Source organism: Halomonas sp. HG01 (genome assembly GCF_000968715.2).
Taxonomy (GTDB): domain Bacteria; phylum Pseudomonadota; class Gammaproteobacteria; order Pseudomonadales; family Halomonadaceae; genus Halomonas; species Halomonas halophila.
The window spans coordinates 2,625,886-2,639,288 of record NZ_CP022134.1 but is presented as its reverse complement, the minus strand read 5'-3'; the positions used below and the strand labels follow the sequence as shown (position 1 = coordinate 2,639,288).

General features: G+C 70.0%; 11 protein-coding genes. 7 read left to right on the top strand and 4 right to left on the bottom strand.

The annotated features are described in order from the left end of the window. Positions 1–37: 37 nt before the first annotated feature. The gene (locus UN84_RS12580; RefSeq protein ID WP_046079045.1) at positions 38–1,027 is read left to right on the top strand and encodes a DMT family transporter; all 990 of its coding nucleotides are present in this window, start codon (positions 38–40) and stop codon (positions 1,025–1,027) included. A gap of 131 nt (positions 1,028–1,158) precedes the next feature. Further along, positions 1,159–2,130: a Gfo/Idh/MocA family protein gene (locus UN84_RS12575; protein ID WP_046079044.1), complete on the top strand. Its 972-nt coding sequence runs from the start codon at positions 1,159–1,161 to the stop codon at positions 2,128–2,130. Here the strand turns inward: UN84_RS12575 and UN84_RS12570 are convergent. Further along, positions 2,091–3,104 carry a LysR substrate-binding domain-containing protein gene (locus tag UN84_RS12570; RefSeq protein ID WP_046079043.1) on the bottom strand — a complete coding sequence of 338 codons (1,014 nt, stop codon included), beginning with the start codon at positions 3,102–3,104 and terminating at the stop codon, positions 2,091–2,093. The two genes, UN84_RS12575 and UN84_RS12570, sit on opposite strands and share 40 nt — an antisense overlap. A gap of 272 nt (positions 3,105–3,376) precedes the next feature. Here UN84_RS12570 and UN84_RS12565 point away from each other — a divergent pair, with 272 nt between their 5' ends. The 5 genes from UN84_RS12565 to UN84_RS12545 all read left to right on the top strand — a co-directional run bounded on the left by UN84_RS12565 (position 3,377) and on the right by UN84_RS12545 (position 9,403). Next, the gene (locus tag UN84_RS12565) at positions 3,377–4,492 is read left to right on the top strand and encodes an aldose epimerase family protein (RefSeq protein ID WP_235207407.1); all 1,116 of its coding nucleotides are present in this window, start codon (positions 3,377–3,379) and stop codon (positions 4,490–4,492) included. Between the two features lie 324 nt (positions 4,493–4,816). Continuing rightward, positions 4,817–5,809, top strand: a complete 993-nt coding sequence (locus tag UN84_RS12560; protein WP_046079041.1) for an arabinose ABC transporter substrate-binding protein — start codon at positions 4,817–4,819, stop codon at positions 5,807–5,809. Positions 5,810–5,867: 58 nt separating this feature from the next. Continuing rightward, positions 5,868–7,361, top strand: a complete 1,494-nt coding sequence (araG, locus tag UN84_RS12555) for an L-arabinose ABC transporter ATP-binding protein AraG (protein ID WP_046079040.1) — start codon at positions 5,868–5,870, stop codon at positions 7,359–7,361. A 44-nt stretch (positions 7,362–7,405) separates the two neighbouring features. Then, the gene (araH, locus tag UN84_RS12550; RefSeq protein ID WP_035592935.1) at positions 7,406–8,419 is read left to right on the top strand and encodes an L-arabinose ABC transporter permease AraH; all 1,014 of its coding nucleotides are present in this window, start codon (positions 7,406–7,408) and stop codon (positions 8,417–8,419) included. Between the two features lie 63 nt (positions 8,420–8,482). Continuing rightward, positions 8,483–9,403 (top strand): SMP-30/gluconolactonase/LRE family protein, encoded by a 921-nt coding sequence (locus UN84_RS12545; protein WP_046079039.1) that lies wholly within the window; start codon positions 8,483–8,485, stop codon positions 9,401–9,403. A gap of 112 nt (positions 9,404–9,515) precedes the next feature. On the opposite strand, the gene UN84_RS12540 is transcribed toward UN84_RS12545, so the two are convergent. Genes UN84_RS12540 through araD1 form a run of 3 tightly spaced genes read right to left on the bottom strand, consistent with a single transcriptional unit; the run spans position 9,516 to position 13,268 of the window. Next, entirely contained in the window at positions 9,516–10,679 is a 1,164-nt protein-coding gene (locus tag UN84_RS12540; protein ID WP_052719410.1) for a fumarylacetoacetate hydrolase family protein, read from the bottom strand. A gap of 10 nt (positions 10,680–10,689) precedes the next feature. Beyond that, positions 10,690–12,267 carry an aldehyde dehydrogenase (NADP(+)) gene (locus UN84_RS12535; protein WP_173835008.1) on the bottom strand — a complete coding sequence of 526 codons (1,578 nt, stop codon included), beginning with the start codon at positions 12,265–12,267 and terminating at the stop codon, positions 10,690–10,692. Between the two features lie 14 nt (positions 12,268–12,281). Then, on the bottom strand, positions 12,282–13,268 hold the full coding sequence (gene araD1 / locus UN84_RS12530; RefSeq protein WP_146910395.1) for an AraD1 family protein: 987 nt from the start codon (positions 13,266–13,268) through the stop codon (positions 12,282–12,284). Positions 13,269–13,403 lie beyond the last annotated feature (135 nt).

Sequence of the window (13,403 nt, the reverse complement as noted above, 5' to 3'; positions counted from 1 at the left end):
CGTATTGCCGGCATGCTTGCCGAGGGGGAGAGCGACGATGTGGTCACGTTTGCCGTTTCGCCTGCGGGGCTATCTGATCACCATGATGGGGGTGCTGTTCCTGTCGCCGGATGCCCTGCTGGTCAAGGCCACCACGGTGGACATCGCCACTTTCATGTTCTGGCGCGGGCTGCTGCTCGGCCTCACCCTGCTGGGCCTCGCCTGGTGGCGCTACGGTCGTGAGCTGCCGGCGGCGGTGAAGGCCTGCGGCCCGGCGGCCTGGTGGTGCCCACTGGCCTTCGCCGGCAGTGCTTGGGCCTTCGTGATCGCCAACCGTCTCACCTCCGCCGGCAACGTGCTGGTAATGATGAACCTGGCGCCGCTGGTGGCCGCGCTGATCGGCTGGTGGGTCTTCGGCGAGCGGCTGCGCCGCCAGACCTGGGTGGTGATCGTGGTCTGCGTGGCCGGTGCCTGCCTGATGGCCAGCGGGGAGATCGGCGTCGGCAGCCCCCTGGGCCTGGCCGTGGCGCTGATCGTGCCGCTGTGCATCGCCATCAACACCACCGTGGCCAGCGCTCAGAAGAGCCAGTCCCGACGCGGGGTCGATACCACGGTGATCCTGCCCCTGGGCTGCCTGGCCATGATGCTGCCTGGCGCGCTACTGGGGGGCGTGCAGCTGCCGTCGGCGGTGGACATGCAGTACCTGCTGGCGATGGGCGTGCTGCTGACGGTCGCCTACTTCGGCATCCAGACCGGGCCGCGCTACCTGCCGGGCGCCGAGGTCAGCCTGGTGATGCTGCTCGAGACCCTGGTCGGCACCCTGCTGGTGTGGGTCTGGGTCGGTGAGGTGCCCACCGTGGCGGCCTTCATCGGTGGGGGTGTGATCGTGGCGGCGATGCTGATCAGCACCCTGCGGGATCTGCGTCGCCAGCGCGAGAAGGTGGCCGCCGGGGCGCCGGATTCGCGGGAGCTCCTCGAGGAGGCCGCTGTCGAGCCCTCCGTGGGCTCGCTCGTCGAGGGGCAGGGAGAGGGCGCCGGGCCGCGTTGATCCCGGCCCAGCCACGTGGCGGAACGGCGGCCGGGCGAGAGGCCGCGGCGGGTCGACGAGCCCTCGAACTATATGTTCGACATTTGCTCTGATATGGTCCGCTCACCATCAGCCATCCGTCAGGAACCGCCATGTCTTCGCTTTCCATCGGTCTCGTGGGTCTCGGCAAGATCGCCCGGGACCAGCACCTGCCGGCCATCCAGGCCAACCCGAACCTGCGCCTGGTGGCCGGCGCCGACCCCGCGGCCGGCATCGATGGCCTGCCGCACCATGCCTCTCTCGAGGCGATGCTCGCCGCCGAGCCCGGCCTCGACGCCGTGGCGATCTGCACCCCGACCCACCTGCGCTACGCCCAGGCGCGCCTGGCGCTGGAGGCCGGCAAGCACGTGCTGCTGGAGAAGCCGCCTGGGGCCACGCTCAGCGAGGTCGCGGCGCTGGTCGAGCTGGCCGAGCGTTGCCCGGGCACGCTGTTCGCCGCCTGGCACTCCCAGCAGGCCGGCGGCGTGGCCGCGGCGCGCGAATGGCTGGCCGAGCGCCGCATCGAGCGCGTCGCGATCGAGTGGAAGGAGGACGTGCGCGTCTGGCATCCCGGCCAGAGCTGGCTGTGGGCGCCTGGCGGCATGGGCGTCTTCGACCCCGGCATCAACGCTCTCTCGGTGGCCACCCGGGTGCTGCCGCGGCCGTTCTTCCTGCGCCAGGCGACCCTCGAGGTGCCGGCCAACTGCCAGACGCCCATCGCCGCCCGGTTGGCCTTCATGGATGCCGACGAGGCGCCGATCGCCGCCGACTTCGATTTCCGCCAGACCGGCGAGGTGATCTGGGAGGTGCGCGTCGAGACCGACGCCGGCCGCCTGCGCCTGACTCACGGCGGCAATCGCCTGCTGATCGACGACGAGGTGGTGGTGGATGCGCCCACCGGCGACGGCAACGACGAGCCATCGCGGCTGGCCGCCATGGTCGGCCAGGAATACGCCGGGCTCTACGCGCGCTTCGCCGAGCTGGCCGCCGCCGGTCGCTCCGAGGTGGACGTTGCGCCGCTGCGGCAGGTGGCCGATGCCTTCCTCTACGGGCGCAGGGAGAGCGTCGAAGCGTTCGAGGGCTGAGGTTCGGTCTGGAGTGAGCGTTGATGGGCCACCAGCTCGCGCAGGGTGCTCATCAGGGTCGCGGCACCGGGAGACAGGCGCCGGTCGCGCAGGCTTACCAGGCCGTAGGGCTGCACGCTCAGCGCCTCCTCGAAGGGCAGCCGACGGAAGCGCTGCGGCGCGCACAGCAGGTCGGCGGCCTCGCGGGTGGTCACGGTGAGGGTGTCCGACTTGTCGACCAGCGCCAGGGCCACCAGCACATCGGGGGTGTCGACGATCTGGCGCGGCGGTGCGACCCCGTGCTGCAGGAAGAGGCCGTCGACCCGCTGGCGCATCAGCGCCCCCGGGGGTTGCAGCGCCCAGGGATAGGCGGCCATCGCCTCCAGCGACAGCGCGGACTGTCCGCTCAGCGGATGGCCCTCGCGGCACACGAAGCACAGCGCCTCCTCGCCGATCTCCTCGAACACGAAGCGCTCGGCCGGGAAGCCGGCGGGGACGCGAGTGATGGCGAAGTCGAGCTCGCCCTCCAGCAGCCGGGGGATCAGGTCCCGGCTGACCCCCACGTCGACGCCAATCTTGAGGCCGGGCAGGTCGCGATGCACCCGCTCGATGGCGCTGGTCAGCAGCGTCACCGCCGGCGCCATTACCGTGCCGACGGAGACCACCCCGGCATTGCCCGCCTCCAGGGCGTTGAGTTCCTCGCCGGCGTGCTGCAGCTGGGAGACGATGCCGCGGGCATGGCGGATCAGGCATTCGCCGTACCAGTTGGGCGCGAGCCCGCGAGGATGACGTTCGAACAGCGCCACGCCGAGCTGCGTCTCCAGATCGCCGAGCAGCTTGGAGGCCGCCGGCTGGCTCATGCCGAGGCTCTCGGCGGCGCGATGCAGGTTGCGCTGCTCGTCGAGGGCGACGAACAGCTGCAGGTGGCGGAACTTTAGTCGAGCCCTCAGAAACCAGTCCGGTGGCAGGGCCTCGGGGGGATGCGTGGCCTTCATGGTGCGATAACGCTTTGTGTATCAACCGTCATGGCGAACATTATTGGTCCTTGTCGGTCGGCCTTGCCTAGGGTGGCATCGAGGAGCGCCTCCTGCGCCTCCCCGCTGCGGTCGAGACCCGTTCTACCGCAATGTGCCGATCCTGATAAAGGGGACTTTCCGCTATGTTCGACGCGACACGATGCCGGGCCTTCGTCGGGGCCGCCGGCTTGCTCATGATCGGTCATGGTGCCGCCATGGCCGACGAATCATCTCAACGAAGTGGGGAGAACATGCCGGATCATCAGCAGAAAAAGGGCGTCGAGGCCTCGTCGTTCGGCGCCTTGCCCGACGGCCGAGAGGTCACCCTGTATCGCCTCTCCAACGACCGCGGTCTGACGGTCGAGGTCATGAACTACGGCGGCATCATCGTGTCACTGCGGGCGCCGGATCGGGAAGGCAAGGTCGAGGACATCGTGCTCGGCTTCGATCGCCTGGATGGCTACCTGTCCGACGCCTATCGGCAGTTGAACCCCTATTTCGGCGCGCTGATCGGCCGCTATGGCAACCGCATCGACCAGGGGCGATTCACCCTGAACGGGGTGACTCACCAGCTGGCCACCAACGATGGGGACAATCACCTGCACGGCGGCCGGCAGGGCTTCGATCGCCGGCTGTGGGACGCCGAACCGTTCAGCGGCGAAGACGGCGAGGGCGTGATCCTGCGCACTGTCAGCGAGGACGGCGAGGAGGGCTACCCCGGGCGGCTCGAGGCGACGGTCAGCTATACCCTGACCGACGCCAACGCCCTGGAGGTCCGCTATCGCGCCGAGACCGACCGGCCGACGCCGGTCAATCTGACACAGCACAGCTACTTCAATCTCGCCGGCGAGGGCGATCCCAGCATTCTCGATCACGAGCTGACGATCCACGGCGATGCCTTCACCCCGGTCGACGCGACGCTGATCCCCACCGGCGAGATCCGCGACGTGGCGGACACGCCCTTCGACTTCCGCGGGCCGACGCCGATCGGCGCGCGCATCGGTGACGACCATCGCCAGCTCGAACGCGGCGGCGGCTACGATCACAACTTCGTGCTGGCCATGGACAGCGCTCCGCTGGAGGCACCGCGGCGCGCGGCCCGGGTCGTCGATCCCGGCAGCGGCCGCGTGCTCGAGATCGCCACTACCGAGCCCGGCCTGCAGTTCTATTCGGGAAATTTCCTCGACGGCAGCGTAACCGGCAAGGGCGGCGAGCCCTACGGCAAGCGTTCCGGCTTCGCGCTGGAGACCCAGCACTTTCCCGACTCGCCCAATCAGCCGGGTTTCCCCTCGACGATCCTCGAGCCCGGCGAGACCTATCGCTCCTTGACGGTCTATCGCTTCTCGACCGACGCCGACGACGGCTGAGATGAGCGCTGAGCAAGACCTGTGACGCCGCCCTCGATGGGGCGGCGTTTTTCGTCCAAGGCCCCGGCACGGCGGCGCGACAGCAACTTTAGTCGTGGTGGCCGTTGTGCGACGACGGCGGTCGGTCGGCCTGCAAGGGTGCTTCTTCTCGTCGTGATAGCAAAGCGCATATCAATCGTACGGCGTTTGCGTATTAGAAGGTTATGCCGGGCGCTGGCTAGGGTGAACAGCGTCTTTCGACCGACTCGATATCCCACGACAACGCTCTCCAGCGACAGCCACTTCCAACAACAATGACCCCGGCAGGGGCGAAAGGAGCACGGCATGACTCTCACGTCTCGATTCGCACGTCTGGCCCTCGGCGGCGCCATCGCCATGGCAGGTTTCACCGGTGCCCAGGCCCAGGACGACGTCACCATGGGCTTCATCGTCAAGAAGCCCGAACAGGCCTGGTTCATCAACGAGCAGCAGGCCGCCACCGCCGTCGGCGAGGAGCAGGGCTTCGAGGTGGTGCGCCTGGCCGGCGAGGACGGCCAGCAGGTGCTCAGCGCCATCGACAACCTCAACTCCCAGGGCGCCCAGGGCTTCGTGATCTGCCCGCCGGACGTGCGCCTGGGACCGGCGATCATGAACCGTGCCGAGCAGTACGGCATGAAGGTGGTCACCGTGGACGACCGCTTCGTCGGCCCCGACGGCGAGCCCATGGAGGGCGTGCCGCACCTGGGCATGTCCGGCTACAAGATCGGCCAGCAGGTGGGCGATGCCATCGCCGCCGAGATGGAGGCGCGCGGCTGGGACCCGGAGGAGGTCGCCGCGCTGCGCATCACCAACTACGAGCTGCCTACCGCCAAGGAGCGCACCGACGGTGCCACCGATGCGCTGCTCGAGTCGGGCTTCAACGAGGACAACATCTTCGACGCCCCCCAGCAGAACACCGACACCAGCAGCGCCTTCTCGGCGGCCTCGCCGGTGTTCGCCAAGCGCGGCGACTTCGAGCACTGGGTGATCTACGCCCTCAACGAGGAGAGCGTGCTGGGCGGCGTGCGCGCCAGCGAGCAGTACGGCCTGGGCGCCGAGGACGTGATCGGCGTGGGCATCAACGGCTCCGGCGCGGCCTTCGCCGAGTTCTCGCGCGAGACGCCCACCGGCTTCCACGGCACCGTGGCGGTGAGCTCCACCATGCACGGCCGTCAGACCGCGGAGAACCTCTATGCCTGGATCACCGAGGACGAGAAGCCCCAGGCCAACACCGTGACCTCCGGCACCCTGATGACCCGTGACAACTGGCAGGACGTGCGCGATGAGCTCGGCCTCTGAATCCGCCGGCCCGGGCCGTGAAGGCCCGGGATCGTTCATCGTGCAGGAGTCCGCTGCCATGACAGACCCGTATCTGCGCTTCGATGGCATCAGCGTCGAGTTCCCCGGCGTGCGTGCGCTGGACGGGGTGAGCTTCGCCGCCCACGCCGGCCAGGTGCACGCCCTGATGGGCGAGAACGGCGCCGGCAAGTCGACCCTGCTCAAGGTGCTCAGTGGCGTCAATCGCGTCACCGAGGGCGCCCTGTGGCTGGGCGGCGAACGTCACGTCTTCGCCAATGCCCGTCAGGCCCTGCGCCAGGGCATCGCCATCATCTATCAGGAGCTGACGCTGTCGCCGAACCTGTCGGTGGCCGAGAACCTGCTGCTCGGCCAGCTGCCGGCCCGGCGCGGCTTCGTCGACCGCCGCCGGATGCGCGACGAGGCGCTGCGCATCCTGCGCGATCTCGGCGAGGACGAGATCCACCCGTCGACCAAGGTCCGCGACCTGTCCATCGGCCAGCAGCAGATGATCGAGATCGGTCGCGCCCTGCTGCGCGACGCCAAGGTGATCGCCTTCGACGAGCCGACCAGTTCGCTGTCGGTGCAGGAGACCCGCCAGCTCAAGCGTATCGTCCAGCGGCTGCGCGACGAGGGCCGGGTGGTGCTCTACGTGACCCACCGCATGGAGGAGGTGTTCGAGATGTGCGATGCCGTCACGGTATTCCGCGACGGTCAGCATATCCGCACCCACGACAGCCTCGAGGCACTCGACCACGACACCCTGGTCAGCGAGATGGTCGGCCGTGACATCGACGACGTCTATGGCTACCGCGCCCGGGAGGCCGGCGAGGAGCTGATGGCCATCGACGCCATCGACGGCAAGGGGCTGAGCGAGCCGGTCAGCTTCAGCGTCCGTCGCGGCGAGGTGTTCGGCCTGTTCGGCCTGGTCGGCGCCGGGCGCAGCGAGCTGATGCGGCTGGTGTGCGGCGTCGAGCGCCAGAAGTCCGGCGAGGTGCGCTTCGCAGGCCAGCCCAGGCATTTTCGCACTCCCGGCGAGGCGATCCGCGCCGGCATCGCCATGTGCCCGGAGGATCGCAAGTCCCAGGGCATCTTTCCCATCGCCAGCGTCACCGACAACCTCAACGTCAGCTGTCGGCGCTTCTACAAGCGCTGGGGACTGTTCCGCCAGCCGTCGCGGGAGCTGGCCAATACCCGCGAGTACATCGACCGGCTGAGCATCAAGACCCCGGGGCCGCGCACCCGTATCAGCACGCTGTCCGGCGGCAACCAGCAGAAGGTGATCCTGGCCCGCTGGCTGTCCGAGGAGATCGAGCTGTTCGTGATGGACGAGCCGACCCGCGGCATCGACGTCGGCGCCCGGCGCGACATCTACACCCTGCTCTATGACCTGGCCGACCAGGGCAAGAGTGTGGTGGTGATCTCCAGCGACCTGGCCGAGGTCAGCTCGATCTGCGACCGCATCGGGGTGATGCGCGACGGCGCCCTGGTCGACGTGGTGGCACGCGACGAGGCCACGCCGGAGCGCCTGCTGGGCCTGGCGTTGCCGGCCTGATGCCTGCAATGACTTCTGAACGACAAGACACGAGAGAAACCGCTATGACGACGCAAAAGATCGCGCAGGGCGAGGGCGACGCCCCGGCGCGTCCCCAGGGCCGCCAGGGGCTGACCAAGCCGCTGCGCACCCTGCTCGACACCTCGGGACTGATCGCCATCTTCGCCGTGCTGTTCGTGGCGCTGTCGGTGTTCATCCCCGACTTCCTCACCGGCCGCAACATGGTCGGCCTGCTGCTCTCGGTGACGCTGATCGGCACCATCGCCACCACCATGATGCTGGTGCTGGCGCTGGGCGAGGTCGACCTCTCGGTGGCCTCCATCGTGGCCTTCGCCGGGGTGGTCGCCGCCGTGGCCACCTCGGCCTCGGGCAGCGTGATCATCGGCGTGCTGGGCGGCGTGGTCGCCGGCGGCGCGGTGGGGGCCTTCAACGGCTTCGTGGTGGCGCGCTTCGGCATCAACTCGCTGATCGCCACCCTGGCGGCCATGGAGTTCGTGCGTGGCCTGGCCTACATCACCTCCGGCGGCGACGCGGTGATGATCACCGTGCCGGCCTTCTTCGAGCTGGGCAGCGCCTCCTTCCTGGGGCTGACCCTGCCGGTGTGGACCATGATCGCCTGCTTCGTGATCTTCGGCGTGCTGCTCAACATGACCGCCTTCGGCCGCAACGTGCTGGCCACCGGCGGCAACGCCGAGGCCGCGGCCCTGGCCGGGGTCAACGTGCGGCGGTTGAAGATCATCGTGTTCGGCCTGCAGGGCGTGGTCGCCGGCATCGCCGGGGTGCTGTTGACCTCGCGCATGGGCCTCGGCGATCCCAACACCTCCCAGGGGCTGGAGCTCGCCGTGATCTCGGCCTGCGTGCTGGGCGGCGTGGCGCTGTCCGGCGGCATCGCCTCGATCACCGGGGTGCTGGTGGGCGTGATGATCATGGGCTGCGTGCAGAACGCCATGGGCCTGCTCAACGTGCCGACCTTCTATCAGTACCTGGTGCGCGGCGCCATCCTGCTGCTGGCGGTGATGTTCGACCGCTGGAAGCAGACCCGCCGACAGCGCGCCTGACCCGCCGCGGCCCCGCCGTCCGGCGGGGCCGCGCTTCGCTGACTCTCGAGCACGGAGAACCCCATGGTCGATGCCTCGACACTGGAATGCGTCTGGGCCGGTCGCGCCAGGCTCGGCGAGGGGCCGCTGTGGTGCCCCGAGCGCGGCGACGCCGGCCGGCTGCTGTTCGTCGACATCCTCGGCGCTCGCCTGCACGCCTTCGATTTGGCCCGCGGCGAGACCCGCGACTGGCCGCTGGACGAGGCCTGCTGCTGGCTGGCGCCCCGCGACGACGGCGACGGCTTCATCGCCGGGCTGCGCTCGCGGCTGGTCCACCTGCGCCTGGAGGCGGGCGGGCCGCGCATCGTCGCCGACTGGCCGACCCCCGACGACGAACCCGCCGGCAATCGCTTCAACGACGCCAAGGTCGATCGGGAAGGGCGGCTGTGGTTCGGCTCCATGGACGACGCCGCCGAGCGTTCCAGCGGTGCGCTCTATCGCCTGGAGGGCCGGACGCTGCGGCGGCTCGATACGGGCTACCGGGTCGCCAACGGCCCGGCGATCTCGCCTAACGGCCGCACCCTCTATCACAGCGACACCCCGCGGCGGGTGATCCACGCCTTCGATCTGGCGCCCGACGGCAGCCTCGCGAAAAAGCGCGAGCATATCCGCTTCGGCGAGACCCAGGGCTTCCCCGACGGCATGGCCTGCGACGCCGACGGCGGGCTCTGGGTGGCCCACTGGGAGGGCGGGCGCGTCAGCCGCTTCGCCCCCGACGGCCGCCTCGACGAGACGCTGCCGCTGCCGGCCTCGCGGGTCACCTCCTGCGCCTTCGGCGGGCCGGATCTCGACACGCTCTACATCACCACTGCGGCGGAGGCGCGCGACGCCGAGGGCCTGGCCGGCGGACTGTTCCGGGTCCGCCCCGGCGTGCGGGGCCTGGCGCCCACGCCGTTTCGGGTGGAGGCCGATCGCGAATCAGAGGCGTGGCGCGAGAGCGGATAGTCAAAGGTCAGGAAACGACGAGAGGAAAGAAGAAAGGGGCGGCCCGGATGGGCCGCCCCTTTTCATGTGGTGAGAGAGGCCGGGGACCCGCGTGTCCCCGGAGAATACCTCTCTATCTCCGTCTGGCCTGATCCGCCATCCACTGGCGGATGCCGTAGGTCCAGGGCGGCAGCCGGTCCGAGCGGTCGACGCGGTTGACCAGCGCGCCCAGCGAGGGCGTGGCGATGGTCACCGTGTCGCCCAGGTGGTGGGTGAAGCCCTGGCCTGCGCCGTCGCGATCCTGGATCGGCGAGAACATGGTGCCGAGGAACAGCACGAAGCCGTCCGGATACTGGTGATGCGCGCCGAGGGTCTGGCGCACCAGGTCCAGCGGGTCGCGACTGATCTCGGCCATGTCGCTGCCGTCTTCCAGCACGAAGCCGTCGTCGGCGCCCTCGATGCGCAGCGACACCCGGGCCCGGCGCACCGTGTCCAGGGTGAAGCGCTCGTCGAACAGGCGGATGAACGGACCGATGGCGCAGGACGCGTTGTTGTCCTTGGCCTTGCCCAGCAGCAGGGCGCTGCGGCCCTCGACGTCGCGCAGGTTGACGTCATTGCCGAGCGAGGCGCCGCGGGGCCGGCCGGCGGCGTCCACCGCCAGCACGATCTCCGGTTCCGGGTTGTTCCACTCGGAGGCCGGATGCAGCCCCACGCCGCGGCCAAAGCCTACCGCCGACAGCGGCTGCGCCTTGGTGAAGACCTCGGCGTCCGGCCCGATGCCGACCTCCATGTACTGGGACCAGGCGCCGCGGGCCTGGAGTTCGGCCTTGAGCGCCATGGCCGCCTCGGAGCCGGGCACGATCTTCGACAGATCGCCGCCGATCACCTGCTTCAGCTCCTCGCGCAGCTCGCCGGCCCGGGCCGGATCGCCGCCGGCCTGCTCCTCGATCACCCGCTCCATCAGGCTGACTGCGAAGGTCACGCCGCAGGCCTTGATCGCCTGGACGTCGCAGGGCGCGAGCAGGTAGGGCGCCTCGGGCGTCTTTGCCAGCGAACGCTCCAGCAGCGCGCCGACCGGGCCGAGGCCCTCGCCCTCGGCCGTGGCCACCAGCTCGGCCGCGTCGTCGCGCTCGAGCAGGTCGGCCATGCAGGCGACGCTCGCCGAGATGTCGACCACCCGGCCGTCGCGGACCACCACCAGGGCCGGGCCCTGGTGGGGCGCATCGCGCCAGACCCGGCCGACCAGCAGGGCCTGGTCGGCATCCTCGGGCAGGGCGAAGGTCATGCTATCGGACATGGACGTCTCCTCAGGCCTCGCGCTGGCCGTCGACCAGGCGGCTGACGCCGGCCGGGTTGCCGTCGCGCAGGGCCTCGGGCAGCAGGCCCTGGGGCAGGTTCTGGTAGCACACCGGGCGCAGGAAGCGATGGATCGCCGCGCTGCCCACCGAGGTGGTGCGCGCGTCGGAGGTGGCCGGGTACGGGCCGCCGTGGACCATGGCGTGGCACACCTCGACGCCGGTCGGCCAGCCGTTGGCCATCACCCGGCCGGCGCGACGCTCCAGGGTCGGCAGCAGCGCACGGGCCGCGTCCAGATCGGCGTCGTCCATCTGCAGGGTGGCGGTGAGCTGGCCTTCCAGGTGCTCGGCCACGCGCTTGACCTCGTCCAGGTCGGCGCACTCGACCACCAGCGAGGTGGCGCCGAAGACCTCGGCCTGCAGCGCCTCGTCGTTCATGAAGTCCTCGGCGGAGGCCACGAACAGCCCGGTCTGGCAGGCGTTGGGGCCTTCGCCGGTGGCGCCGCGGGCGATCTCGCGAGCCTTGCTGCTGGCGACCAGGCCGTCGACGCCCTGCACGTAGGCGTCATGGATGCCCGGGGTCAGCATGGTCTGGGCCGCGGAGCCCTTCACCGCCTCGGCGGCCGACGCCACGAAGGCATCCAGCGCCTCGCCCTTGACGGCGATCACCAGGCCGGGATTGGTGCAGAACTGGCCGGCGCCCATGTTCAGCGAGCCGACGAACGCCTCGCCGAGCACCTGGCCGCGCGCCTGGAGCGCTTCCGGCAGCAGGAACACCGGGTTGATGGAGCTCATCTCGGCGTAGACCGGGATCGGCTCGGGACGCTCCTGGGCGGCCTGCATCAGCGCGGTGCCGCCGCCGCGGGAGCCGGTGAAGCCCACGGCCTTGATGCGTGCGTCGCGCACCAGCGCCTGGCCGACCTCGCGGCCGGAGCCGTAGAGCAGCGAGAACACGCCCTCGGGCAGCTCGCATTTGGCCACGGCGCGCTGCACGGCGCGGCCGACCAGCTCGGAGGTGCCGGGGTGGGCGGAGTGGGCCTTGACCACCACCGGGCAGCCGGCGGCCAGCGCCGAGGCGGTGTCGCCGCCGGCCACGGAGAACGCCAGCGGGAAGTTGGAGGCGCCGAACACGGCCACCGGGCCCAGGGCGATATGACGCTGGCGCAGGTCGACGCGAGGCATCGGCTGACGCTCCGGCAGCGCCGGATCGAGGCGCACGTCGAGCCACTCGCCGGCGCGCACGACCTTGGCGAACAGGCGCAGCTGGCCGCAGGTGCGGCCGCGCTCGCCTTCCAGGCGGGCCCGCGGCAGGCCGGACTCGGCCATGGCGCGAGTGATCAGCTCATCGCCGATGGCCTCGATCTCGTCGGCCACGGTCTCGAGGAACGCGGCGCGGGCCTCGAGGCCGGTCTCGCGGTAGGCATCGAAGGCGGCCCAGGCCAGCTCGCAGGCGCGCTCGACCTCGGCCTGGCCACCCCCGGGATAGACCGGGGACAGGGTCTCGCCGGTGGCGGGATCGACGGCCTGGATCGCCTTGCCGTCGCTGAGCACGGCCTGCTGGCCGATCAGTTGCTTGCCTTCCAGTGTCATGGAACCTCCTGGGGTCACAGGGAATGAACGGGGGTGTCGGCGGCGACGTCCTCGAACGCCAGCGGGTTGCGCAGCGTGCGGCCGAAGGCCGGCAGATCGATCTCGAAGCGGTCGCCGTCGCGGGTCTGGACGCCGTCGGCGAAGCTCAGCGTCGCGGTGCCGAAGAAGTGCACGTGGATGTCGCCGGGGCGTCGGAAGCCCGGGTACTTGAAGTGGTGATGCTCGAGGTTGGCGACGGTGTGGGCCATGTTGGCCTCGCCGGTGAGGAAGGGCTTCTCCCACAGGGTCTCGCCGTCGCGCACGATGCGGCTCGTGCCCTCGAGGTGGTCGGGCAGCTCGCCGATCAACAGCTCCGGGCCGAAGCTGCAGTGGCGCAGCTTGGAATGGGCCAGCCACAGGTAGTTGAAGCGCTCGGTGACGTGGTCGGAGAACTCGTTGCCGATGGCGTAGCCGACGCGCCAGGGCTGGCCATCGTCGCCGATCACGTAGAGCCCGGCGAGTTCCGGCTCCTCGCCGGCGTCCTCGGCGAAGGCCGGCACCGGCATCGGCGCCTCGGGGGCCACCACGCAGTCGCCGTCGCCCTTGTAGAACCACTCCGGCTGGGCGCCGGTCTCGCCGGTGGCGGGCTTGCCGCCCTCCACGCCGAGCTTGAACATGCGCATGGAGTCGGTCAGCTCGGACTCGTCGGCCTGGGCCTTGGCGTGCATGGAGGCGCGGGTGTCGGCGCTGCCCAGGTGGGTCAGGCCGGTGCCGGTGACCAGGCAATGGGCCGGATCGTCATGGGTCAGCGGCGGAAGCAGGCGGCGCTCGTCGATCAGCTGGCCGTAGTCGAGGCGCGTCTCGGTCAGCGCCGCCTCGACGACCTCGGCCAGCGGGCGGCCGGCGGCGATGGCGCGCCGGGCCAGGGTGTAGGTGTCGGCCTCGGTCAGGCGGACCCTGTTGTCGTCTTCGACCAGGGCGGCGCGGGCGGCGCCGTCATGAAGGCACTGGATGATGCGCATGGCGTGTGTCCTCGGCTGTCGGGTCGGGGCGGCGAAGCACCGAAGTGGCCCCATCATAGCCCCGGCTCCCGGTGTATGTGCAACATATAATTTTATATGTTGATTCTATTGTGTCGTGATGATGGTGGCTGGCCG

What these genes read in the sequence shown, in the direction of transcription:
- UN84_RS12570 (WP_046079043.1), bottom strand. Translation starts at nt 3,104, where the DNA reads ATGAAGGCCACGCATCCCCCCGAGGCCCTGCCACCGGACTGGTTTCTG.
- UN84_RS12575 (WP_046079044.1), top strand. Translation starts at nt 1,159, where the DNA reads ATGTCTTCGCTTTCCATCGGTCTCGTGGGTCTCGGCAAGATCGCCCGG.
- araG (WP_046079040.1), top strand. Translation starts at nt 5,868, where the DNA reads ATGACAGACCCGTATCTGCGCTTCGATGGCATCAGCGTCGAGTTCCCC.
- UN84_RS12580 (WP_046079045.1), top strand. Translation starts at nt 38, where the DNA reads ATGTGGTCACGTTTGCCGTTTCGCCTGCGGGGCTATCTGATCACCATG.
- UN84_RS12540 (WP_052719410.1), bottom strand. Translation starts at nt 10,679, where the DNA reads ATGTCCGATAGCATGACCTTCGCCCTGCCCGAGGATGCCGACCAGGCC.
- araH (WP_035592935.1), top strand. Translation starts at nt 7,406, where the DNA reads ATGACGACGCAAAAGATCGCGCAGGGCGAGGGCGACGCCCCGGCGCGT.
- UN84_RS12560 (WP_046079041.1), top strand. Translation starts at nt 4,817, where the DNA reads ATGACTCTCACGTCTCGATTCGCACGTCTGGCCCTCGGCGGCGCCATC.
- UN84_RS12545 (WP_046079039.1), top strand. Translation starts at nt 8,483, where the DNA reads ATGGTCGATGCCTCGACACTGGAATGCGTCTGGGCCGGTCGCGCCAGG.
- araD1 (WP_146910395.1), bottom strand. Translation starts at nt 13,268, where the DNA reads ATGCGCATCATCCAGTGCCTTCATGACGGCGCCGCCCGCGCCGCCCTG.
- UN84_RS12535 (WP_173835008.1), bottom strand. Translation starts at nt 12,267, where the DNA reads ATGACACTGGAAGGCAAGCAACTGATCGGCCAGCAGGCCGTGCTCAGC.
- UN84_RS12565 (WP_235207407.1), top strand. Translation starts at nt 3,377, where the DNA reads ATGCCGGATCATCAGCAGAAAAAGGGCGTCGAGGCCTCGTCGTTCGGC.